The 16,212-nt window shown below is 71.6% G+C and carries 22 protein-coding genes; 10 read left to right on the plus strand and 12 right to left on the minus strand.

Annotated elements, in window-relative coordinates:
• Positions 1 to 64 precede the first annotated feature (64 nt).
• Positions 65 to 625, plus strand: a complete 561-nt coding sequence (locus ABD295_RS07780) for a hypothetical protein (RefSeq protein WP_344303111.1) — start codon at positions 65 to 67, stop codon at positions 623 to 625.
• A gap of 97 nt (positions 626 to 722) precedes the next feature.
• Positions 723 to 1,205 (plus strand): DUF4383 domain-containing protein, encoded by a 483-nt coding sequence (locus ABD295_RS07785; protein ID WP_344303112.1) that lies wholly within the window; start codon positions 723 to 725, stop codon positions 1,203 to 1,205.
• On the opposite strand, the gene ABD295_RS07790 is transcribed toward ABD295_RS07785, so the two are convergent.
• From ABD295_RS07790 to ABD295_RS07805, 4 genes are read right to left on the minus strand one after another with little or no spacing between them, the layout of a single operon-like run.
• A complete protein-coding gene (locus ABD295_RS07790) occupies positions 1,202 to 2,050 on the minus strand; it encodes a glycosyltransferase family 2 protein (protein ID WP_344303113.1) in 849 nt (282 codons plus the stop codon). The two genes, ABD295_RS07785 and ABD295_RS07790, sit on opposite strands and share 4 nt — an antisense overlap.
• The gene (locus ABD295_RS07795) at positions 2,047 to 3,060 is read right to left on the minus strand and encodes a glycosyltransferase (protein ID WP_344303114.1); all 1,014 of its coding nucleotides are present in this window, start codon (positions 3,058 to 3,060) and stop codon (positions 2,047 to 2,049) included. Before ABD295_RS07795 ends, ABD295_RS07790 begins: the two co-directional genes overlap by 4 nt.
• Positions 3,057 to 4,139, minus strand: coding sequence for a glycosyltransferase (locus ABD295_RS07800; protein ID WP_344303115.1), 1,083 nt, complete (start codon positions 4,137 to 4,139; stop codon positions 3,057 to 3,059). Before ABD295_RS07800 ends, ABD295_RS07795 begins: the two co-directional genes overlap by 4 nt.
• Positions 4,136 to 5,251, minus strand: coding sequence for a glycosyltransferase (locus tag ABD295_RS07805; RefSeq protein ID WP_344303116.1), 1,116 nt, complete (start codon positions 5,249 to 5,251; stop codon positions 4,136 to 4,138). The genes ABD295_RS07800 and ABD295_RS07805 overlap by 4 nt, the downstream gene beginning before the upstream one ends.
• A gap of 127 nt (positions 5,252 to 5,378) precedes the next feature.
• Here ABD295_RS07805 and ABD295_RS07810 point away from each other — a divergent pair, with 127 nt between their 5' ends.
• From ABD295_RS07810 to ABD295_RS07820, 3 genes are read left to right on the plus strand one after another with little or no spacing between them, the layout of a single operon-like run.
• Positions 5,379 to 6,053 carry a hypothetical protein gene (locus ABD295_RS07810; protein WP_344303117.1) on the plus strand — a complete coding sequence of 225 codons (675 nt, stop codon included), beginning with the start codon at positions 5,379 to 5,381 and terminating at the stop codon, positions 6,051 to 6,053.
• Positions 6,053 to 6,493, plus strand: a complete 441-nt coding sequence (locus ABD295_RS07815) for a phage holin family protein (protein WP_344303118.1) — start codon at positions 6,053 to 6,055, stop codon at positions 6,491 to 6,493. The genes ABD295_RS07810 and ABD295_RS07815 overlap by 1 nt, the downstream gene beginning before the upstream one ends.
• Positions 6,469 to 7,050, plus strand: coding sequence for a DUF3618 domain-containing protein (locus tag ABD295_RS07820; protein WP_344303119.1), 582 nt, complete (start codon positions 6,469 to 6,471; stop codon positions 7,048 to 7,050). The genes ABD295_RS07815 and ABD295_RS07820 overlap by 25 nt, the downstream gene beginning before the upstream one ends.
• A 68-nt stretch (positions 7,051 to 7,118) precedes the next feature.
• Here the strand turns inward: ABD295_RS07820 and ABD295_RS07825 are convergent, their stop codons facing one another.
• Together ABD295_RS07825 and ABD295_RS07830 are read right to left on the minus strand one after the other, a co-directional pair.
• Positions 7,119 to 7,643, minus strand: a complete 525-nt coding sequence (locus ABD295_RS07825) for a hypothetical protein (RefSeq protein WP_344303120.1) — start codon at positions 7,641 to 7,643, stop codon at positions 7,119 to 7,121.
• Between the two features lie 409 nt (positions 7,644 to 8,052).
• A complete protein-coding gene (locus ABD295_RS07830) occupies positions 8,053 to 8,880 on the minus strand; it encodes a sigma-70 family RNA polymerase sigma factor (RefSeq protein ID WP_344303121.1) in 828 nt (275 codons plus the stop codon).
• 215 nt (positions 8,881 to 9,095) lie between these two features.
• Here ABD295_RS07830 and ABD295_RS07835 point away from each other — a divergent pair, with 215 nt between their 5' ends.
• Together ABD295_RS07835 and ABD295_RS07840 are read left to right on the plus strand one after the other, a co-directional pair.
• A complete protein-coding gene (locus ABD295_RS07835) occupies positions 9,096 to 9,836 on the plus strand; it encodes a GAF and ANTAR domain-containing protein (RefSeq protein ID WP_344303122.1) in 741 nt (246 codons plus the stop codon).
• 44 nt (positions 9,837 to 9,880) lie between these two features.
• Positions 9,881 to 10,585: a GAF domain-containing protein gene (locus ABD295_RS07840; protein ID WP_344303123.1), complete on the plus strand. Its 705-nt coding sequence runs from the start codon at positions 9,881 to 9,883 to the stop codon at positions 10,583 to 10,585.
• Here the strand turns inward: ABD295_RS07840 and ABD295_RS07845 are convergent.
• The gene (locus ABD295_RS07845) at positions 10,563 to 10,754 is read right to left on the minus strand and encodes a sigma-70 family RNA polymerase sigma factor (protein ID WP_344303124.1); all 192 of its coding nucleotides are present in this window, start codon (positions 10,752 to 10,754) and stop codon (positions 10,563 to 10,565) included. The two genes, ABD295_RS07840 and ABD295_RS07845, sit on opposite strands and share 23 nt — an antisense overlap.
• A 124-nt stretch (positions 10,755 to 10,878) precedes the next feature.
• Here ABD295_RS07845 and ABD295_RS07850 point away from each other — a divergent pair, with 124 nt between their 5' ends.
• The 3 genes from ABD295_RS07850 (at position 10,879) to ABD295_RS07860 (ending at position 12,680) form a co-directional block, all read left to right on the plus strand.
• On the plus strand, positions 10,879 to 12,060 hold the full coding sequence (locus tag ABD295_RS07850) for a fatty acid desaturase family protein (protein WP_344303125.1): 1,182 nt from the start codon (positions 10,879 to 10,881) through the stop codon (positions 12,058 to 12,060).
• Positions 12,061 to 12,162: 102 nt separating this feature from the next.
• Positions 12,163 to 12,483, plus strand: a complete 321-nt coding sequence (locus tag ABD295_RS07855) for a lipopolysaccharide assembly protein LapA domain-containing protein (protein WP_344303126.1) — start codon at positions 12,163 to 12,165, stop codon at positions 12,481 to 12,483.
• Entirely contained in the window at positions 12,480 to 12,680 is a 201-nt protein-coding gene (locus tag ABD295_RS07860) for a hypothetical protein (protein WP_344303127.1), read from the plus strand. The genes ABD295_RS07855 and ABD295_RS07860 overlap by 4 nt, the downstream gene beginning before the upstream one ends.
• Before the next feature lie 61 nt (positions 12,681 to 12,741).
• On the opposite strand, the gene ABD295_RS07865 is transcribed toward ABD295_RS07860, so the two are convergent.
• The 5 genes from ABD295_RS07865 to ABD295_RS07885 all read right to left on the minus strand — a co-directional run bounded on the left by ABD295_RS07865 (position 12,742) and on the right by ABD295_RS07885 (position 16,194).
• Positions 12,742 to 12,945, minus strand: coding sequence for a cold-shock protein (locus ABD295_RS07865; protein ID WP_344303128.1), 204 nt, complete (start codon positions 12,943 to 12,945; stop codon positions 12,742 to 12,744).
• 148 nt (positions 12,946 to 13,093) lie between these two features.
• Positions 13,094 to 13,660, minus strand: a complete 567-nt coding sequence (locus tag ABD295_RS07870; RefSeq protein ID WP_344303129.1) for a hypothetical protein — start codon at positions 13,658 to 13,660, stop codon at positions 13,094 to 13,096.
• A gap of 140 nt (positions 13,661 to 13,800) precedes the next feature.
• Positions 13,801 to 14,454: a glycerophosphodiester phosphodiesterase gene (locus tag ABD295_RS07875; RefSeq protein WP_344303130.1), complete on the minus strand. Its 654-nt coding sequence runs from the start codon at positions 14,452 to 14,454 to the stop codon at positions 13,801 to 13,803.
• Positions 14,442 to 15,209 (minus strand): phosphatase PAP2 family protein, encoded by a 768-nt coding sequence (locus tag ABD295_RS07880; protein WP_344303131.1) that lies wholly within the window; start codon positions 15,207 to 15,209, stop codon positions 14,442 to 14,444. Before ABD295_RS07880 ends, ABD295_RS07875 begins: the two co-directional genes overlap by 13 nt.
• A gap of 103 nt (positions 15,210 to 15,312) precedes the next feature.
• The gene (locus tag ABD295_RS07885) at positions 15,313 to 16,194 is read right to left on the minus strand and encodes a lysylphosphatidylglycerol synthase domain-containing protein (protein ID WP_344303132.1); all 882 of its coding nucleotides are present in this window, start codon (positions 16,192 to 16,194) and stop codon (positions 15,313 to 15,315) included.
• Between the last annotated feature and the right edge of the window lie 18 nt (positions 16,195 to 16,212).

Below are 16,212 nucleotides of genomic sequence, written 5' to 3' on the forward strand. Positions count from 1 at the left end.
GCCGATCACGGCGACGTCCCCACGCCCTGAACATGCCGGGCATCACGAGCGTCCTGGAGGACCCATGACCAACACCCTTTCCCGTTCACTGCACGACGTCGGCCTCGCCGCGTGGTTCGGTGGCACCTTGGCCAACGCCGTCGCCCTCAACCCGGCCGCCGCCGCAGCCGACTCCGACAGAGGCACGGGTGCCGTGGCCAACGTCGGCTGGGACCGGTGGACGCCCGTCAACGCCGCCGCCATCGGCCTGCACGTCGTGGGCAGCCTCGGCCAGCTGGGTGGCAACGCTCCGCGGGTCGCCGCGCAACGCGGCGTCGGCCGCATGGTCGTCGCCAAGACCGCCCTCACCGCTGCCGCGCTCGGCGTCACGGCGTACAGCCGTGTGCTCGGCCGGCGTGTGTCGCAGCACACGGACGTCCCCGCTGAGTCCGGCACCACGCCTGCTCCGGCGACGCCCTCCGACGTCGCAGCCGCGCAGCGCCAGCTGGCGCTGCTGCAGTGGGCCGTGCCCGCATTGACCGGTGCGCTCGTCGTCCTGTCGTCCTTCGCCGGCGAGCAGCAGCGGCCCAGCTCCGCGCTCGGCGGGCTCGCCGACCGCGTCACCTCTCTGGCACCCGGTCGCTGACGCGACGCCACCTTCCACCCTCATTCTTTGCCCGGGTGAACATCAGACGGGCGAGAGCGGGTACTCAGTCACGCCCTACATCAATCAAGGAGAAGTCTTGACCACGCAAGCCCCCAACCGCTCGACCCACCGAACTCACATCCAGACCGCAGCATTGGTGGTCGGCGCGGTGTTCCTGTTGGTCGGCGTCCTCGGCTTCGTGCCTGGGATCACCACGAACTACGACCAGATGGAGGCCGGCGGCCACGAGTCCGGCGCCGAGCTGCTCGGGATCTTCCAGGTGTCCGTCCTCCACAACATCGTGCACCTGCTCTTCGGTGTGGCCGGCATCGCCCTGGCCCGCTCGGTCAACGGCGCCCGCACGTTCCTCGTCGGCGGCGGGACCATCTACCTCGTGCTGTGGATCTACGGCCTGGTCGTCGACCACGACAGCGCTGCGAACTTCGTGCCGCTGAACAGCGCTGACAACTGGCTGCACCTCGTGCTCGGCCTCGGCATGGTCGCCCTCGGGCTCGCCCTCGGACGACGCACCGAGAACGCGTCCGACCGCGGCACCACGCACGGCTCAGCCACCTCTTAGCTGGGCGGCCTCGTCCCCGGCACACCCGGGGGCGGGGCCCACCCGTCCGCCCCGTCGCGGACGACGAGCCCTTCTTGGGCCAGCGTCTCGAACCACCCTTCCATCGGCCAGGACCCCCACCGGCGCGCGTAGACAGCGCCGTTGCGCAGCAGGTCCGGCACGTGCCGCCGCGGCGGCACCTCCGAGTCGTGGTGCTGGTGATAGGCGCGTGCCGATCCCTCGCTGGCCAGCTCGATCCCGCCGGCCTCGAGCTGCCGGCCGAAGTCGGTGTCCTCCGCGCCGTAGCCGACGTACTCCTCGCAGAAGCCGCCCACCCGCTGCCACAGGTCGCGATGGCAGGCGAACGACAGCGACCAGAACAGCTCAGGTGGCGTACGCCGCGCGACGTCACCCGGCTCGGGCGCCGGTCGCGCCGGGTGCGGGTCGTCGGCCCCCGCGAGCACGGCCAGGTCGTACCCCCGACGAGCTCGTGGCTTGAGATAGGTGACCGGGCCGGTCCAGGCGACATGGGCCTCGCGCACCGCGGCATCGGCGTACGCCGCCACGAGGTCGCGTCCGGCCAGGCAGTCGACGTCGAGCCCGATGACGACATCGGCCCCACGCTCGAGGGCCACTGCGAACCCCGCGTTGCGCGCGGCGGCCAGCGGCAGCCCTCGCGGGTCCGAGCCCATCGCCACGACCGTCGGCCGCAGCGTCCCCTCCGGGCGCCACGACTCGATCCACGCATCGTCCATCGCGACGACGACGTAGAGGTCGGGGACGCGGCTCCCCATGGCGAGGGAACCGTGCTGCGCGAGGAGGTGGTCGTGCCGCCCGTGCGCGATGGTCACCACTGCGCTCGTCATGCGACGACAGGTCGCACGTCGTGCTCGTCGACCACGCGGCGCACCACCGCGGCCATCCGCTCGGCACCCCGGCCGTCGCACCAGTTCTCCCATGCCTGTCCGTCGAGACGGGCGGCCCGGTCGAGGCGGGCCTGCCAGCCGTCCACCGGGAACTCGCTCTCGACGAGCACCGGCCAGTCGCCGGCGGCGAGGGTCCGCGCCGTCGCGAGCTGCTCGTCGTGGGGACGATCGGCCGGGACGACGACGGCCGGGCGCCGCGCAGCGGCGACCTCGGCGATGGTGTTCTGCCCCGCCTGGCAGACGACCACGTCGGCGTCGCGGATCACCGGGAGCGGATCGCGGACCCACTCCCCGCCCGGACCACCGAGGACGGTCCACGTCCATCCAGGTGTCGCCGACCGGGCAGCCTCCACGACCTCGCGCCTCGGCCCACCGCCGCCCCCGCCGGACAGGACGGTGACCCGCAGAGGGCCGGGCGGGCGTTCGCGCTCGGGGGAGACCGGAAAGCGCGAGATCGCGCCGAGGTGTTCCACGCGGGCGGCCAGCGGCGTCGGCAGACCCTGCAGCATGCCGGCCGCCGAGCTCGGCCAGGCGGCGACGAGCGCCGACGACACGCCGTACCCCAGCAGGTGGGCCTCGTCGTCACGGTGGCCGGGGAGGACGAACGAGACGACGGGAACACCGTGCAGGCGGGCCAGGACCGCGACCTCCGCCGACACGTCGACCACGACGAGGTCGGGGGCGGCCACGTCGATCCACGAGGACACGAGGCTCATCCGCGCGCGCAGACCGGGATCATGGGTGGGCGCCCAGTGCAGTCGACCTCCCGCAGTCACGTCGCCTGAGGCCTGCCTCTCGTCGTCGCGGGGCAGGGTGATCCAGTCTCCCAGCCAGTCCGGCGGCCGCGGCAGGGACGAGAGCCCGGTGACGGGCACACCGAGCGCGGCGGCGACGGAGCAGGCCCGGTGCAGATGACCGTTTCCGACGTGGTGGACGTAGTAGCCGATCATGCGGCGGCCTTCCTGGCCGAGAGCTCGTCGTAGATGGCGACGTAGTCGTCGACCATGCGGCTCACGCTGGCTCGCCCGAGGACCGCGGCCCGGACCTCCGTCCGGTCCAAGTCGCTCGCTTCGGTGACGGCACGAGCCAGGTCGAGCACGTCTCCGGCCCGGGCCAGCCGACCGCCGGCCGTGCCCACCACCTCCGGGAGCCCTCCCCGCGCGTACGCCGCCACGGGCGTCCCGCACGCCATCGCCTCGGCGGCGACGAGGCCGTAGGGCTCGTCCCAGTCCGGGGTCACGAGTGCCACCCGGGAGGTGCCGACCACTGCACACAGGGTGCGCTGGTCGAGGTGGCCGACATAGCTGACGTCCGGGCCGAGCCTGCGCTCGACCTCACGGGCGAAGTAGTCGTGGTCGAGGATCGGCCCGGCGAGCCGGAGGTTCAACCCCGCGGCACGAGCCGCGTCGATGGCCTCGTGCGGTGCCTTCTCGGGGACGATCCGGCCCGACCAGACAGCCGCCGGGCCGCCCGGTCCCAGCGCCCAACGCACCGTGTCGACCCCGTTGGTCACCACGCGCGCGTCCACGACGTGCGACCAGGCCGCGCGGGTCGCCGTGCTCACGGCGACGAAGACGCTGTCCGGCGGGGCCAGCTCGATCGCCGACTCCAGCCACGGCAGCGCAGGCGTGTGCAGGCTGGTCAGCATGGGCACGCGGACCGCCGCGGCCATCGCCACCGGCAGGTGGTGGAGGCTGTTGTTGTGGATCACGTCGAAGCGGTGGTGTCCGTCGCGACCCAGGCCCGCCATCAGGTGCAGGTAGGCGTGGTGCTCGCGCATCCACTCGTCGGGGTCCGACCCGGCAGGTCCGTGCCCACCGGCGGAGTCTCGGAATGGACCGACGGACAGCTCGGTGACCGGGAGCGCCGGGTCCGAGCCCGGGCCGGCGAAGAGGGAGACCTGGTGACCACGGCGTACCAGCTCGCTCGCCAGCAGGTGCGTGTGCGCCTCGAGGCCGCCGGCGAAGGGCTCCGCCACGGGGAACCGGGCCGACGCGATCAGGCAGATGCGCAGCCCGGCTCGCGTCACAGAAGACTCCGGTACAGCCGCGCGTGCGCGGCCGCGAGCTGGGTCCTCTGGGCACGTCGCTCCGCCACGTCGGCGCGCCCCAGGTGCGGCGTGAGCCGTGCCTGGTGCACCGCCTCGACGAGGGAGGCGGCGTCGAAGAGGTCCTCCTCGTGGACGTAGGACAACGCGGGACCCTGCTCGGCGTAGTAGCCGCAGGTCGGCGCGATCACGGTGGTGCCGAGGTCGCGGCAGGCCTCCGCCCAGCCTGAGTGGGTGCCGAAGCGGTAGGGCAGCACCGAGGCGTCCAGGGTGGACAGGTAGCGCCACAGCTCGTCGTCGCTCATGAAGTCGTGGACGCGCACGTCGATCCCCCCGCCGGGAGCCTCCTCCGCGAGGTACGACGCGAGCGCAGCGTCGTACCGCGCCCCACCTGCCTCGAGCACGTCGCGGTGACCGTTGACCTGCAGCACCCCGCCGGGGATCGACCTGACGGACGAGAGCAGGGAGGGCAGGATGCGCAGCGGCGCCATGCTCTCCCGCAGGCTCTTGACATGCAGGCCGACCCGGAACTCGTCGCGGCTTTCCTGCCGCGTGCGCCGGACGGTCTCCATCACCCCGAGGGGTACGACGTGCGGGTGCGGTAGCACCTCCGCCGTGCGCCCCCAGCGTCGCCCGATCTCCGCGGCAGCACCCGGCGTCAGGGTGACGACCGCGTCCGCGGCAGGCACAAGCACGTCGAGCTGCCGGTCGTGCAGGGCGCGGTCACGGTGGTGGGGGTTGCGCAGGTCGTGAACCGTGTAGACGAGGGGCCGACCGGTCTCGCGGAGCGCAGCCACGACGGCGGTGAGGTCTTCGGGTGACCAGGCGTCGAAGCCGAACTGGAGGTGGAACACGTCGAAGTCGCCGGCCCTGATCCAGTCTGGGTCCAGCATGACCGGCGGCCACCAGCGCTGCTCCGCGCTCTGTCGGGGATCCGCCGGGTCCGGGTCGGGCAGGCGGCGTACCGGCTCCTCGACATCGGGATCAACGGCGCTGAGGTGCCGGACGTAGACGTGTGATGCCGGGACCGAGGCCACCCGGATGGTGCGCGGGCCCGCCGCCGGCGCAGGTGTCGTCCTCGTGGTGATCGTCACCCGGTGTTGTACCCGATCGGGTCCTGACCTAGCCGGATTCCCTTGTTTTAAGGGCAGAACTCATTTTCTCCGTATTGGACGCAAGGGCACGGGTACGGATAGATCCCACACAATCACGGAGGAACGCATGACCACGAACCCCACCATCGACACCCCGGTCGGGACGTCCTCGGGCAGCGGGACAGCCGACAGCGCCAGCAGCGCCGACCAGGCCAAGGAGACCGCGGCCACCGCCGCCCACGAGGCCAAGAACGTCGCCCACGAGGCCGGCGACCAGGTGCGCAACCTCCTGGACGAGGCTCGCACGCAGGTCGAGGACCAGTCCCGCACGCAGCGCGACCACGCCGTGCAGATGCTGCGCTCGCTGACCGACGAGCTCGAGCAGATGTCGCAGGATCGCGACGGCATGGCGGCCCAGGCCGCCCGCCAGCTGGCCGGCCAGACCCGCAGCCTCGAGCAGCGCATGGACGGCCGCGAGCCGAGCGAGCTGCTCGACGAGGTGCGCGCGTTCGCGCGCCGCCGCCCCGCCGTCTTCCTCGCCGGCGCTGCCGTCGCCGGCATGGTCGCCGGTCGCCTGCTCCGTGGTGCCAAGGACGCGTCGTCGAGCTCGACGACCAGCACCAAGGCGTCCAGCCCGACGACCGGTGGCATCACCACTGGGGCCACCACTGGCGCCTCCACTGGGGCGGCCGGCTGGACCGGCACGACCGAGCAGGTGGCGCCGACGGCGTACGACGAGGACCCGCTGACCGCACCGCTCGACCCGGGGTACGACCTCGGCAGGCCGGCGAGCACGTCCTGATGAGCCAGTCCTACGAGCCGTCGTACACCGCGGACGCGACGCACGACCCGACACAGCCGAAGGACCCCCGGAGCCTCGGGGAGATCGTCGGTGACATCACGACCGACCTGAGCACCCTGGTCAAGCAGGAGCTCGAGATGGCCAAGACCGAGCTGCGCCAGGAGGCCACCACGGCCGGACGCGGCATCGGGATGCTGGCAGGCGCCGCCCTGGCGGGCCTGCTGCTGATGATCTTCGCCTCGCTGGCGTTGACCTGGCTGCTGGACAACTGGCTACCGGTCGAGGCAGCGGCGCTCATCGTCGCGGCCATCTGGGCGATCGTCGCCGGGGTCCTGGCCTCGGCCGGGCGCACCGCCTTGCAGAAGAGCAACCCGCAGCTCCCGCAGACCCAACAGACCTTGAAGGAGGACGCAGCATGGGCCAGAGCACAGAAGAACTGAGCAACGACATCGCCGGGACCAGGCAGAACCTGGCATCCGACCTGGATGCCCTGCAGGACCGGGTGAGCCCCCAGGCGATCATGGACCGGAGGAAGGCAGCCGTCCGCGGCCGCGTCTCCTCGGTGAAGGAGAAGGTCATGGGCAGCGGTCACACCGTCAGCACCACCTCCAGCAGCGCCTCCAGCAGCGCCTCCAGCACCGTCTCCGGCACCGTCGGGGACACCGCCGCCGCCGTCGGGCACCAGGTCCAGGGCAGCCCGCTGGGTGCCGGCCTGGTCGCCTTCGGCGCCGGACTCGTGGTGGCGGGACTCTTCCCGGCGACACGGATGGAGTCGAACGTGGCGCAGAAGGCCACCGACCTCGCCCAGGAGCACGGCCAGCCACTGAAGGACGAGGCAGCTTCCGCCGCCCGCGAGATGGGCGACCACCTCAAGGAGGCCGGCACCAAGGCGGCTGACGAGGTCAAGGCCACGGCCCAGGACTCCGCAGGACGCGTGCAGGAGCAGAGCCCCGTCGGCGGCAACGGATCGGACTCGGGGAACAACCCGACGTACTGAGACCCGCCGCAGGACCACCACCGCCGCCACCCCTCCCGGGTGGCGGCGGTGTCTTCGTCCTGGGGTGCTCAGCTCTCGCGACGCGAGCGCGACGCCCGATACGCCGGCGCGCGCAGGCGGTTCACCCAGGTGTAGTGAGCGAGCCCAGGCAGGGGTTGCAGCACCGGGTCGAAGACCACGTCGGCGTCGCCGCTCCCTTCGTGGATCACGAGGTCGGCCCACTCCGTCCAGGGACCTGTCCCCCTGGCCCAGCCCAACCGGTGGCGGTCCGGACCATCGCTCCTCGCCCCGACCAGCAGCGGCCCTGAGGCCGTGCGGTACGGCAGAAGCGTCGTCATCGGACGCTGCTCGGCCCGCCGGGCGGCCGTGAGGGTGAACCTCGTGAGCCGGCCCAGTCCGGTGCTGGCGAGGAGAAGGTCACCTCGAGCGCCCGGCAGCGGGACTCCGAGGGCCAACCCGTGCACGTCGGGCAGCCACGGGGGCAGCCCGGCGGCGCGGGAACGACGGACGAGCACCTGGTCCTGGCCGGCCTCGTCGAGCCACGGGACGCCGGAGCTGCCGCCGCCGTATCTGGTGAGGGTTGCGGATCGCACCTGCCCGCGGGGGTGCCGAACAGTCAGCCACCGAGATCCAGATAGGTCTCCAGCCGGTCGTCGTGCTCGGGGCCCGCGTCCATCCATGTCCATTCATGCCTGCATGCCTGCAGGAGAGCGCCGCACCATCTCGTCGAGGTGGCCCGCCCTGAGCTGGACCAGCCCGAGGCACTGGTGCGGACGCGCGAGACGCAGGGCGACGGTGGTGTCCCGCCAGGCGCAGGCGAGCTCGTGGTCGTCCCACGTCTGCGGTGGCCCCCCTCGCAGCCGGACCAAGAGGTTGCCCCCCCCCACCGCCCAGCAGAACAGGGATCTGGACCACCAGAAGCCCGGCGCGGCCGCCGAGAACAAGCAGCGGCAGCATCGTCCGCCGCCACCACCAACGCTAGGCGTGCACGCGCGGGAACCGTCAGCTCGCGAAGGGTGCCTGGTCCGGGTCCTCGACGCCCATCAGGAAGCGCAGCCGCTCGAACAGCATGCGGAGCCGGCGCGACACCTGGGACTGACCCGTGCCGATGTGCTCGGCGATCTCCTGCTGGCTGAGCTCGTCGACGAAGCGCAGCTGGAGCAGGGCACGCTCGCTGACCGTGAGCTGCGCCAGCACGCTCGACAGAAGGGTCTGGGTGTCCACGGCGGCGTAACCACCGTCGTCCGTGCCGCCGACGAGGTCCGCCAGGACACCGGTGCCCACCTCGGCGAGGGGCGCGTCCAACGAGGCGGGCGCGAAGCATCCTTGGATGGACCCCGCCTCACGGACAGCCGCCGCGCTGGCGCCCAGCCGGCCGGCGATCTGCTCGGCCGACGGCGGCCGCCCCGTGTCCGGTTCGGGCCGGGTCAGCTCGTCGCGCACGCGGGGCTGCAGCTCCTGCAACGCGCGCGGCGGGCGGATCACCCAGCCGTAGTCGCGGAAGTAGCGGCGCAGCGTGCCGCGGATGGAGGGGACGGCGTACGACATGAAGTCATGGCCCGCCGCCGGATCGAAGCCGTGCGCGGCCTTGACGAGAGCGAGGCCCGCCACCTGCTCGAGGTCCTCGAGCTCGCAGCCTCTGTTCCGGTAGCGCAGCGCCATGCTGTGGGCGACGGGGAGGTACAGCACCACCACCTCCCGCAGGGAGTCCTCGCGGGCCTCGCCGTCCTGTTCCGCCGCATCGGCGAAGAGAGCGTCACCGCGGCGCTGGCGCTCTGCGGCGGCGGGATTCTCGTCGAGCTGGATCGAACGAGCCTGCAGAGTCGTCACGGCTACTTCCCTGGTCGATGACAGAAGGTCATCGGGGTCTGGGATGCCGTGTCCCACCCTCGCACTCTTCGAAGGGCTTTGATACACCCCTCGGGGGATCGTTCCCGCGCGAGCGCACACGCGCGTGGATGACGGACGCAAGGGCTGGGTACGCGGCTAGGATCGGTCACGCGTGCGGCCACCGTCGTGCCACCCGGTCACGGGAATGAGGTGTCATGGTCGACGGATCGCCGACCGACGCCTCTCGGGACCGCGACTGGGCCGCCGAGCTCGTGGAGGCACAGCCCTCCCGGGACGGTCACGGAGTCGCCGACCGGCTCCACCGGGTGTGCAACGCCGGGATCGAAGGTCTGGCCCTCGACGGCGCCGCGGTCACTCTGCGCGCCGGAGCCATGTCAGAGGCCGTCGCCGCGTCCTCGGGCGACACCGCCCGATCCTTGGCTCAGCTGGAGTTCGACCTCGGGGAGGGCCCCGCGCGCGAGTGCTGGGACCGGCGCCGCCCGGTCCTGGTGCCGGACCTCACACGACCGACCGACGGCCTCTGGCCCGCCTTCGCCCCTGCGGCCTTGGCGTGCGGCACGCACGCCGCGTTCGGGCTGCCGCTCCAAGTGGGTGCCGCGAGGTTCGGTGCGCTCACGTTGTACTCCGCGGCGCCCCGGCACCTCCAGCCCGACGAGCGCGCTCGCGCGCTCGTGCTCGCCGAGATCGCGACCGAGATGCTGCTCGACAGCGCCACCGCCAGCGCCGACGGCGAGATGGACCCGAACCTGAAGCGCGTCCTCGACGTCCGCGGCGAGATCTACCAGGCGCAGGGAATGGTGATGGTGAGCCTCGGCGTGGGGCTTCCCGAGGCACTGGCCCGGATGCGCGCCTACGCGTTCGTCGAAGGCCGCGAGCTGCTCGACGTCTCCCTGGACATCATCGACGGACGACTCCACCTCGAGGACGGGAACTGACCGATGCCCCAGACTGGTAAGCAGGACCCGCAGGAGGGACGACCATGATCTCGACCGACCAGCTCGCCGACGTGTTCGTCGACGTCGCCGACACCCTCGTCGACGACTTCGACATCGTGGACTTCCTCCACCGGCTGACCGACCATGCTGCTGCCGTCAGCGGAGCCGAGGCCGTGGGCCTGTTGCTCGCGGACAGCAGAGGTCAGCTGCGCTTCATGGCGGCGTCCAACGAGACAGGCAAGGTCCTGGAGCTCTTCCAGCTCCAGAACGACGAGGGCCCGTGCATGGACTGCTTCGCGACCCAGCAGCCGGTCGTGAACACCGATCTCGCCACGGCCGGCGACCGCTGGCCGCGCTTCGCCCCGGCGGCCCGGTCGGCGGGATTCCAGTCCGTGCATGCCTTCCCGATGCGGCTGCGCGACCAGACGATCGGCGCCCTCAACATCTTCGGCAAGTCCGACTCGTTCTTCCAGGACGACGAGGTCCGGATCGTCCAGGCATTGGCGGACATCGCCACGATCGGCCTCCTCCAGGAGCGCGCGCTGGCGCACGCCGAGGCGCTCACCGAGCAGCTCGAGGGAGCACTCAACAGCCGCATCATCATCGAGCAGGCCAAGGGAGCGCTGGCGCAGCTCGAGCGCACGACGCCCACCGATGCCTTCGACATGATGCGCAAGCGCGCCCGGGCAGACCGCCGGCGTCTCGTCGACGTCGCCCACGAGGTGATCAGTGGGGTCCAGCCGAGCTGACCGCTGCCTCGACCGTCTGCTCGCTCTGGCCGGGACCGAGGAGCACGCGCGCCACTGCCAGGACTGCCGCACCGAGCCGGTCGAACATCCGGCTCGCGGCATCGAGGTCGCCCGTCGCGGCACGGATCAACAGGTCCGAGTCACGCAACCGGCCGTAGACAAGCCTCACGGGCGGCCTCACGTCGAGGTCCCGCCGGGGTCCGGGGTGGCGTAGACGGACGCGTCGCCCGCTGGTACCCGGCGAACGAAGCTCCAGGCTGCCTGACCTGGCAGTCGAGCGGGTACCTGTCGGGATGACGAGCACGACCGTCGCCCCGCCACTGGTCGGGCGCCTGACCCGCGCGGACGTCGAGGACCTGGGCCGGGAGCTCGACGACATCCGTCAGTCGGTGATCGACAGCCGCGGGTCCTCGGACGCGGCGTACATCCGCCGCCTCATCAAGCTCCGGCGCGGCCTCGAGCTCGGCAGCCGCCTGATCCTCATGACGAGCCGCGGTCGACCGGGCTGGGTCCTTGGGACCGGCGGGCTGGCGCTGGCCAAGGTGCTGGACAACATGGAGATCGGCCACAACGTGCTCCACGGGCAGTGGGACTGGATGCGCGACCCCCGCATCCACTCCACCACCTGGGACTGGGACTTCGCGACGCCGCCGGACCTCTGGCAGCGCGCCCACAACCAGACCCACCACGCGTTCACCAACATCGTGGGCCAGGACAACGACCTGGGCTACGGCATCATGCGCGTCGACGAGGCGCAGCCTTGGGAACGCCGGCACCTCGCCCAGCCCGTGCTGAACCTGCTCAACGCGCTGGTCTTCGAGCACGGCATCGCGGCGTACGACCTCGGCCTCGGCGTCGTCAAGCGGAACGGCGGCGAGCGCACGCCCGAGTTCCGCGCCGACCTCGACCGGACCCTTGCGCGGGTGCGCAGGCAGGCCGTCAAGGAGCTGGTCGCGTGGCCGGCCCTGTCAGGGCGGGGATTCGCACGGACCGCCGCGGCGAACGTCACCGCCAACCTGATCCGCAACGTCTGGAGCCACTCGGTGATCATGTGCGGTCACTTCCCCGAGGGGGTCGAGGTCTTCGAGCAGGAGGCGGTGCGTTCCGACGAGTCCCGCGGCGAGTGGTACCTGCGGCAGATGCTCGGCTCGGCCGACATCACCGGTCCAGGCTGGCTGCACGTGCTCGCCGGCAACCTGAGCCACCAGATCGAGCACCACCTCTTCCCTGACCTGCCTAGCAACCGGTACGCCGAGATCGCACCGCGAGTGCGCGGCGTCTTCGACCGCTTCGGGCTGCGGTACCACGCCGCGCCCCTTCCGAAGCAGGTGCTGTCGGCCTGGCACCGCGTGCTCCGGCTGTCGCTCCCCGACGACTGGCTGGCGGAGACCACGGCACGGACTGCCCTGCCGCGGCTGCGTGAGCTCCTGCGTGCCAGGCCCATCGCCCCGGCTGGCGCCCGCACCGCTGGCTGACCGGCCCACTGCATCCTTCACGCGGCGCCCGGGTACCCCGATGTCGTCCGCCGAATCGACCGAGGCGCGTCGCTGCGGAGAGCGTGCCGGGGAGGAGACCCCGTGCCCAGCACGCACCCGTCCGACGCCGAGCCAGGCCCGCCTGAATCACCAGAGATCGACCCGCTCGGGGGATCTCGCACCAGCGGCTTCTGGATCGCGGTCATCGGCTTGCTGGTGGTCTTCGTGCTGCTGGCCGTCTTCGTCCTGCAGAACACCCGCACGGTCCAGATCAGCTTCCTCGCCTGGGACGGCACCGCTCCCCTCGCCGCCGCCCTGCTCCTCGCCGCAGCGGCCGGACTCGCGCTGGCCATCCTGGCCGGGAGCCTGCGCATCCTGCAGCTGCGCCGCCGGGTCAAGCGCACCAGGAGGGCACACGCATGAGCAGCGAGCAGCGAGCGGACGCAAGTCGTGGCTCGGGAACGAGGTTGCGGCGACCACCCGGCATCTGGCTGCTGGTCCTCGGGCTGATCGTGCTGGGCGCGGGTGCGCTCCTGGCAGTCCTTCTCTTGGCCGGGGACGAGACCGACATGGAGGAGCAGCCCGAGCCGCAGTCCATCTCGGCGCTGCGCGACTTCTAGCCGCGGCGTCAAATGCACGACGGGCCCCGACCGCTTGCGCGGTCGGGGCCCGTCGATGAGATCAGGAGACGCGGACGTTCTCGGCCTGGGGACCCTTGGGGCCCTGGGCGAGGTCGAACTCGACCTTCTGGTTCTCGTCGAGCGACTTGTAGCCCGCGGTCTGGATGGCGGAGAAGTGGACGAACACGTCCTCACCGCCGCCGTCCTGCGCGATGAAGCCGAAACCCTTGTCGGCGTTGAACCACTTGACGGTTCCCTGAGCCATGATCATTTCCCTTTGTTCTTTCTCTGGGCACTGTGCCCAGAGGCGCTGAAGACATCCACCTGAGCTGACGTCCAGCGAACCGAATACCAGGGGTAAGAAACGAGCCGCGACATCGTGTGCGGCCAGGACGGGGTTGAGCTCCGTCCCTTCAACACTGTCCACGATAGGGCATAGGTCGCGGATCGACCGCTTCGGCAGCGCAGGCAGCGTGGTCAGGCCGGCTCGGCGGCCCGTGCGGGAGCCTGTGATGAGGCCTGTGATGAGGCCTGGGATGAGGCGGTGATGAGGCGGGGTCCCGCACGCGGCCGGCGTGCCGGAACCCGAGCACGACGAGCACCGTGAGGGCGGCCGCGGTGACGAACGAGACGATCGCCGCGATGCCCAGGATGGTGCCGATGGTGGCGAAGGCGTAGCCGTAGAGCAGCAGGCCCCGCAGCGTGTCTCCCGTGAACAGTGTCTGGCGGAGCCCGGCCAGCGCCTGCCCCTCTTCCGACGCCTTGGCCTCGTCCGAGAGGGCGATGTACTCACCGCTGACCTCCTCGTAGGTTCGGCCGTCGCTGGACGCGTTCATGTGGGCAAGGATGTAGTGATCGGCGAACGCCTTGGCCTCGGCGCCCGTGTCGAGGGTGCTGCCGGCGTAGGGCTCGAGTGCCTTCGCATCCTCCTCAGGGACGCTGCCGAGGGCATCCCCCGCCGGCATGGTGATGTCCTGCATGACCAGCTGCTCGTGCACCTGGTCGCCGACGAAGACGTTGGCCCAGGTGAGCAGCCACCCTGGCAGCCACCACGCTAAGCACCAGAAGCGCAGCCGATGAGGGCTGGAAGACCGTCGTGCGGAGGACCAAGGTCCCTGCGTCAGAGCTGGGCGAGCGCCTCCCTCAGGGTCGCGGGTTCGTCGCTGATCACTCCGGTCACACCGTGGGTGAGGACCCTGTCGAGCGCCTGGAGGTCGTTGACCGGCCAGGTGAGCACGCGTTCGACGTCGCGATGCAGGCGTGCGATCAGGGGCGTGCTGAGCAGCGACCCGTGCATCGACACGCCGTACGGCGCGGGCGCGGTGTCCAAGCGACGGAGCAGGAGCCCGAGCTCGAGCCTGTTCCGGACCGACAGCACCGGTCGGACGTGCGCCTGCTCCGCCGCGAGCGCGTCCACGGCGGACCATCGACGGCCGCACGCCAGGAGCGGGCGATCCCATCCCTGCTCGCGCAGGAGCCGGCTGGTCGCGGTCCCGATCGAGGTCCGCGGACCCTTGAGGTCCAGCATCAGCGTCACCCCTGGCGGTGTCGCCCCGAGTACGTCGCCCAGCTCGAGCCGCGGCTCGGAAGCCGCTCTCAGCTCCCAGCGGTCCCAGAGGAAGGGCAGCGGCCCGGCCGTCTTCAGGTGTCGCACCTCGAGCCGGCCGCGGTACGAGTGCACGTCCAGCTCGACGGCGTCGGCGCCGAGCAGCGGTGCGGCGGCGAGTCCGGACAGGGAGTTGCCCGCCCGGTGGGCCACCACTAGGACGTCCATGCCAGCTCCGCGGACGTCGCCCGACGTCGCTGGTCTCGCCGTTGCTCGAGCCGCAGAGCCGCCGCATGGCCGACCAGCACCAGGACGAGCCCGGCGATCACGTCCAGCACGTAGTGGTTGGCGGTCGCGACGACCGCCCAGATCATCAGCAACGGCATCATCAGACCGGCCGCTCGCACCCACACCGACGTCGCGGCGCTGACGATCGCGAGCCCCACCAGCAGGTCCCAGCCCGCGTGCAGGCTCGGCATCGCGGCGTACTGGTTCACGAAGGCCGGGGGCTGGAGGTAGCGGTACGCCTCCGAGGACACCGTGACCGTGTCGACGAGCCCCAGGTCGGCCAAGCGCGGCGGGGCGACCGGGTAGGCGACGAAGACGAGCATCCCCAGGAAGCCGGACACGAGCATGCCGTCGCGCAACAGGCCGAACACCTCACGGTGCCGCCAGACCAGCCAGACCATGCAGGTCAGGATGACCGGCCAGTGCCCCCAGATGTAGACCCAGTTCGCGACTGTCGCCAACGACTGCGAGGCGGCGACGGGAGCCTGGACGGCGTGCTCCACGTCGAGGCCGAGCCAACCCTCGATGGCCAGGATGCGGCGGGAGTGGTCGACGGCGACGTCCACCGACGTCTCGGTGAGACCGCGGATGCGGAAGTACGCGACGATCCCGAGGGCGACGAGCGCCGTCTGGCCCAGGGCCCACGGGACGCGGGAGGCCGAGAGGGGGGCGCGTGCACGCGTCACCGTCTCCATGCCATCTCCTGTGTGCCGCCGTCACTCCCAGCCTGCCGCCTGAGCGCCGATGCGGGAGGGGCCGGAGGTCCCGTCCTGCTGGGACCAACGAGGTGGGTCCGCCTCAGGAGGTGGCGGGCACGACGGCGACGCCGGATGCGCGGAGCGCGCGCCGGGCCAGGAGCAGGCTGACCCCGCCCAGCGCGAGGGCAGGTAGCCAGGCGAGCGCCGCCTTGATGGCGACGGCTCCCGCCGCGGCCTCCCAAGGAACGCCGAGAGCTGCCAGTGCCACCACGAGCGCACCGTCCCGCGGGCTCGCGCCCTGGGGCCCGGGGAGCACCCCGGCGACCTGGCTGGCGCCGAAGGCGCCCAGGACGGCCAGCGGCGAGAGAGAGTGACCGGTCGCCGCCAGCGAGCCGACCAGGAGCGCGGCGATGGAGAGCTGGTAGCCCGCCGAGAGGACCAGGCCCTGGGCCAGCTGGCGAGGTCGTGGCAGCGCCCGGCGCGGCAGCAGGCTCGGACGAAGGCGGTGCACGACGAGGGCGCCGAGGGTCGCGACCACCCCTACGGCGAGCGCGACTAGGAGCATCGAGGTCGGGAGGGCGGTCCCCGCGAAGGCCACGAAGACGGCCAGACCGAGCGCCCCGACGAGCCGGTCGGCCCCGACGCTCAGCACGGCGTCGCCGGTCGCCATGCCCGTACGCCGCAGCCGGGTGACCCGCCAGACGTCAGCCCCGGCGTGGCCGGGAGTCAGCAGGCCCAACAGCTCGGACTCGGCGTACGCGCGCAGGTGCCAGCGCCGACTCAGGTCCGCATCGGTGAGCACACGCCAGCGCAGCGGGCACAGGAGGTACTTGCCGACCACCCAGGGCAGGAGACCCAGCAAGAGCGGCCACAGCGTGAGGTGCGGCAGCCGCGGCAGTGTGAACGCGGGAACGGCGATGCTGACCGCGACCCCGACGACCAGCAACGTCCGCGAGCGCAGTGCTGCGCGCAGACGTTCCATGCCGCTCATCCTCTCTGC

It is taken from the genome of Nocardioides bigeumensis (assembly GCF_039531755.1).
Lineage (GTDB): Bacteria > Actinomycetota > Actinomycetes > Propionibacteriales > Nocardioidaceae > Nocardioides > Nocardioides bigeumensis.

Excerpts from the sequence above, each read along its gene's own strand:
- ABD295_RS07780 (WP_344303111.1), top strand. The coding sequence starts at position 65 with ATGACCAACACCCTTTCCCGTTCACTGCACGACGTCGGCCTCGCCGCG.
- ABD295_RS07790 (WP_344303113.1), bottom strand. The coding sequence starts at position 2,050 with ATGACGAGCGCAGTGGTGACCATCGCGCACGGGCGGCACGACCACCTC.
- ABD295_RS07795 (WP_344303114.1), bottom strand. The coding sequence starts at position 3,060 with ATGATCGGCTACTACGTCCACCACGTCGGAAACGGTCATCTGCACCGG.
- ABD295_RS07810 (WP_344303117.1), top strand. The coding sequence starts at position 5,379 with ATGACCACGAACCCCACCATCGACACCCCGGTCGGGACGTCCTCGGGC.
- ABD295_RS07815 (WP_344303118.1), top strand. The coding sequence starts at position 6,053 with ATGAGCCAGTCCTACGAGCCGTCGTACACCGCGGACGCGACGCACGAC.
- ABD295_RS07820 (WP_344303119.1), top strand. The coding sequence starts at position 6,469 with ATGGGCCAGAGCACAGAAGAACTGAGCAACGACATCGCCGGGACCAGG.
- ABD295_RS07835 (WP_344303122.1), top strand. The coding sequence starts at position 9,096 with ATGGTCGACGGATCGCCGACCGACGCCTCTCGGGACCGCGACTGGGCC.
- ABD295_RS07840 (WP_344303123.1), top strand. The coding sequence starts at position 9,881 with ATGATCTCGACCGACCAGCTCGCCGACGTGTTCGTCGACGTCGCCGAC.
- ABD295_RS07850 (WP_344303125.1), top strand. The coding sequence starts at position 10,879 with ATGACGAGCACGACCGTCGCCCCGCCACTGGTCGGGCGCCTGACCCGC.
- ABD295_RS07860 (WP_344303127.1), top strand. The coding sequence starts at position 12,480 with ATGAGCAGCGAGCAGCGAGCGGACGCAAGTCGTGGCTCGGGAACGAGG.
- ABD295_RS07865 (WP_344303128.1), bottom strand. The coding sequence starts at position 12,945 with ATGGCTCAGGGAACCGTCAAGTGGTTCAACGCCGACAAGGGTTTCGGC.
- ABD295_RS07870 (WP_344303129.1), bottom strand. The coding sequence starts at position 13,660 with ATGCAGGACATCACCATGCCGGCGGGGGATGCCCTCGGCAGCGTCCCT.
- ABD295_RS07875 (WP_344303130.1), bottom strand. The coding sequence starts at position 14,454 with ATGGACGTCCTAGTGGTGGCCCACCGGGCGGGCAACTCCCTGTCCGGA.
- ABD295_RS07880 (WP_344303131.1), bottom strand. The coding sequence starts at position 15,209 with ATGGAGACGGTGACGCGTGCACGCGCCCCCCTCTCGGCCTCCCGCGTC.
- ABD295_RS07885 (WP_344303132.1), bottom strand. The coding sequence starts at position 16,194 with ATGGAACGTCTGCGCGCAGCACTGCGCTCGCGGACGTTGCTGGTCGTC.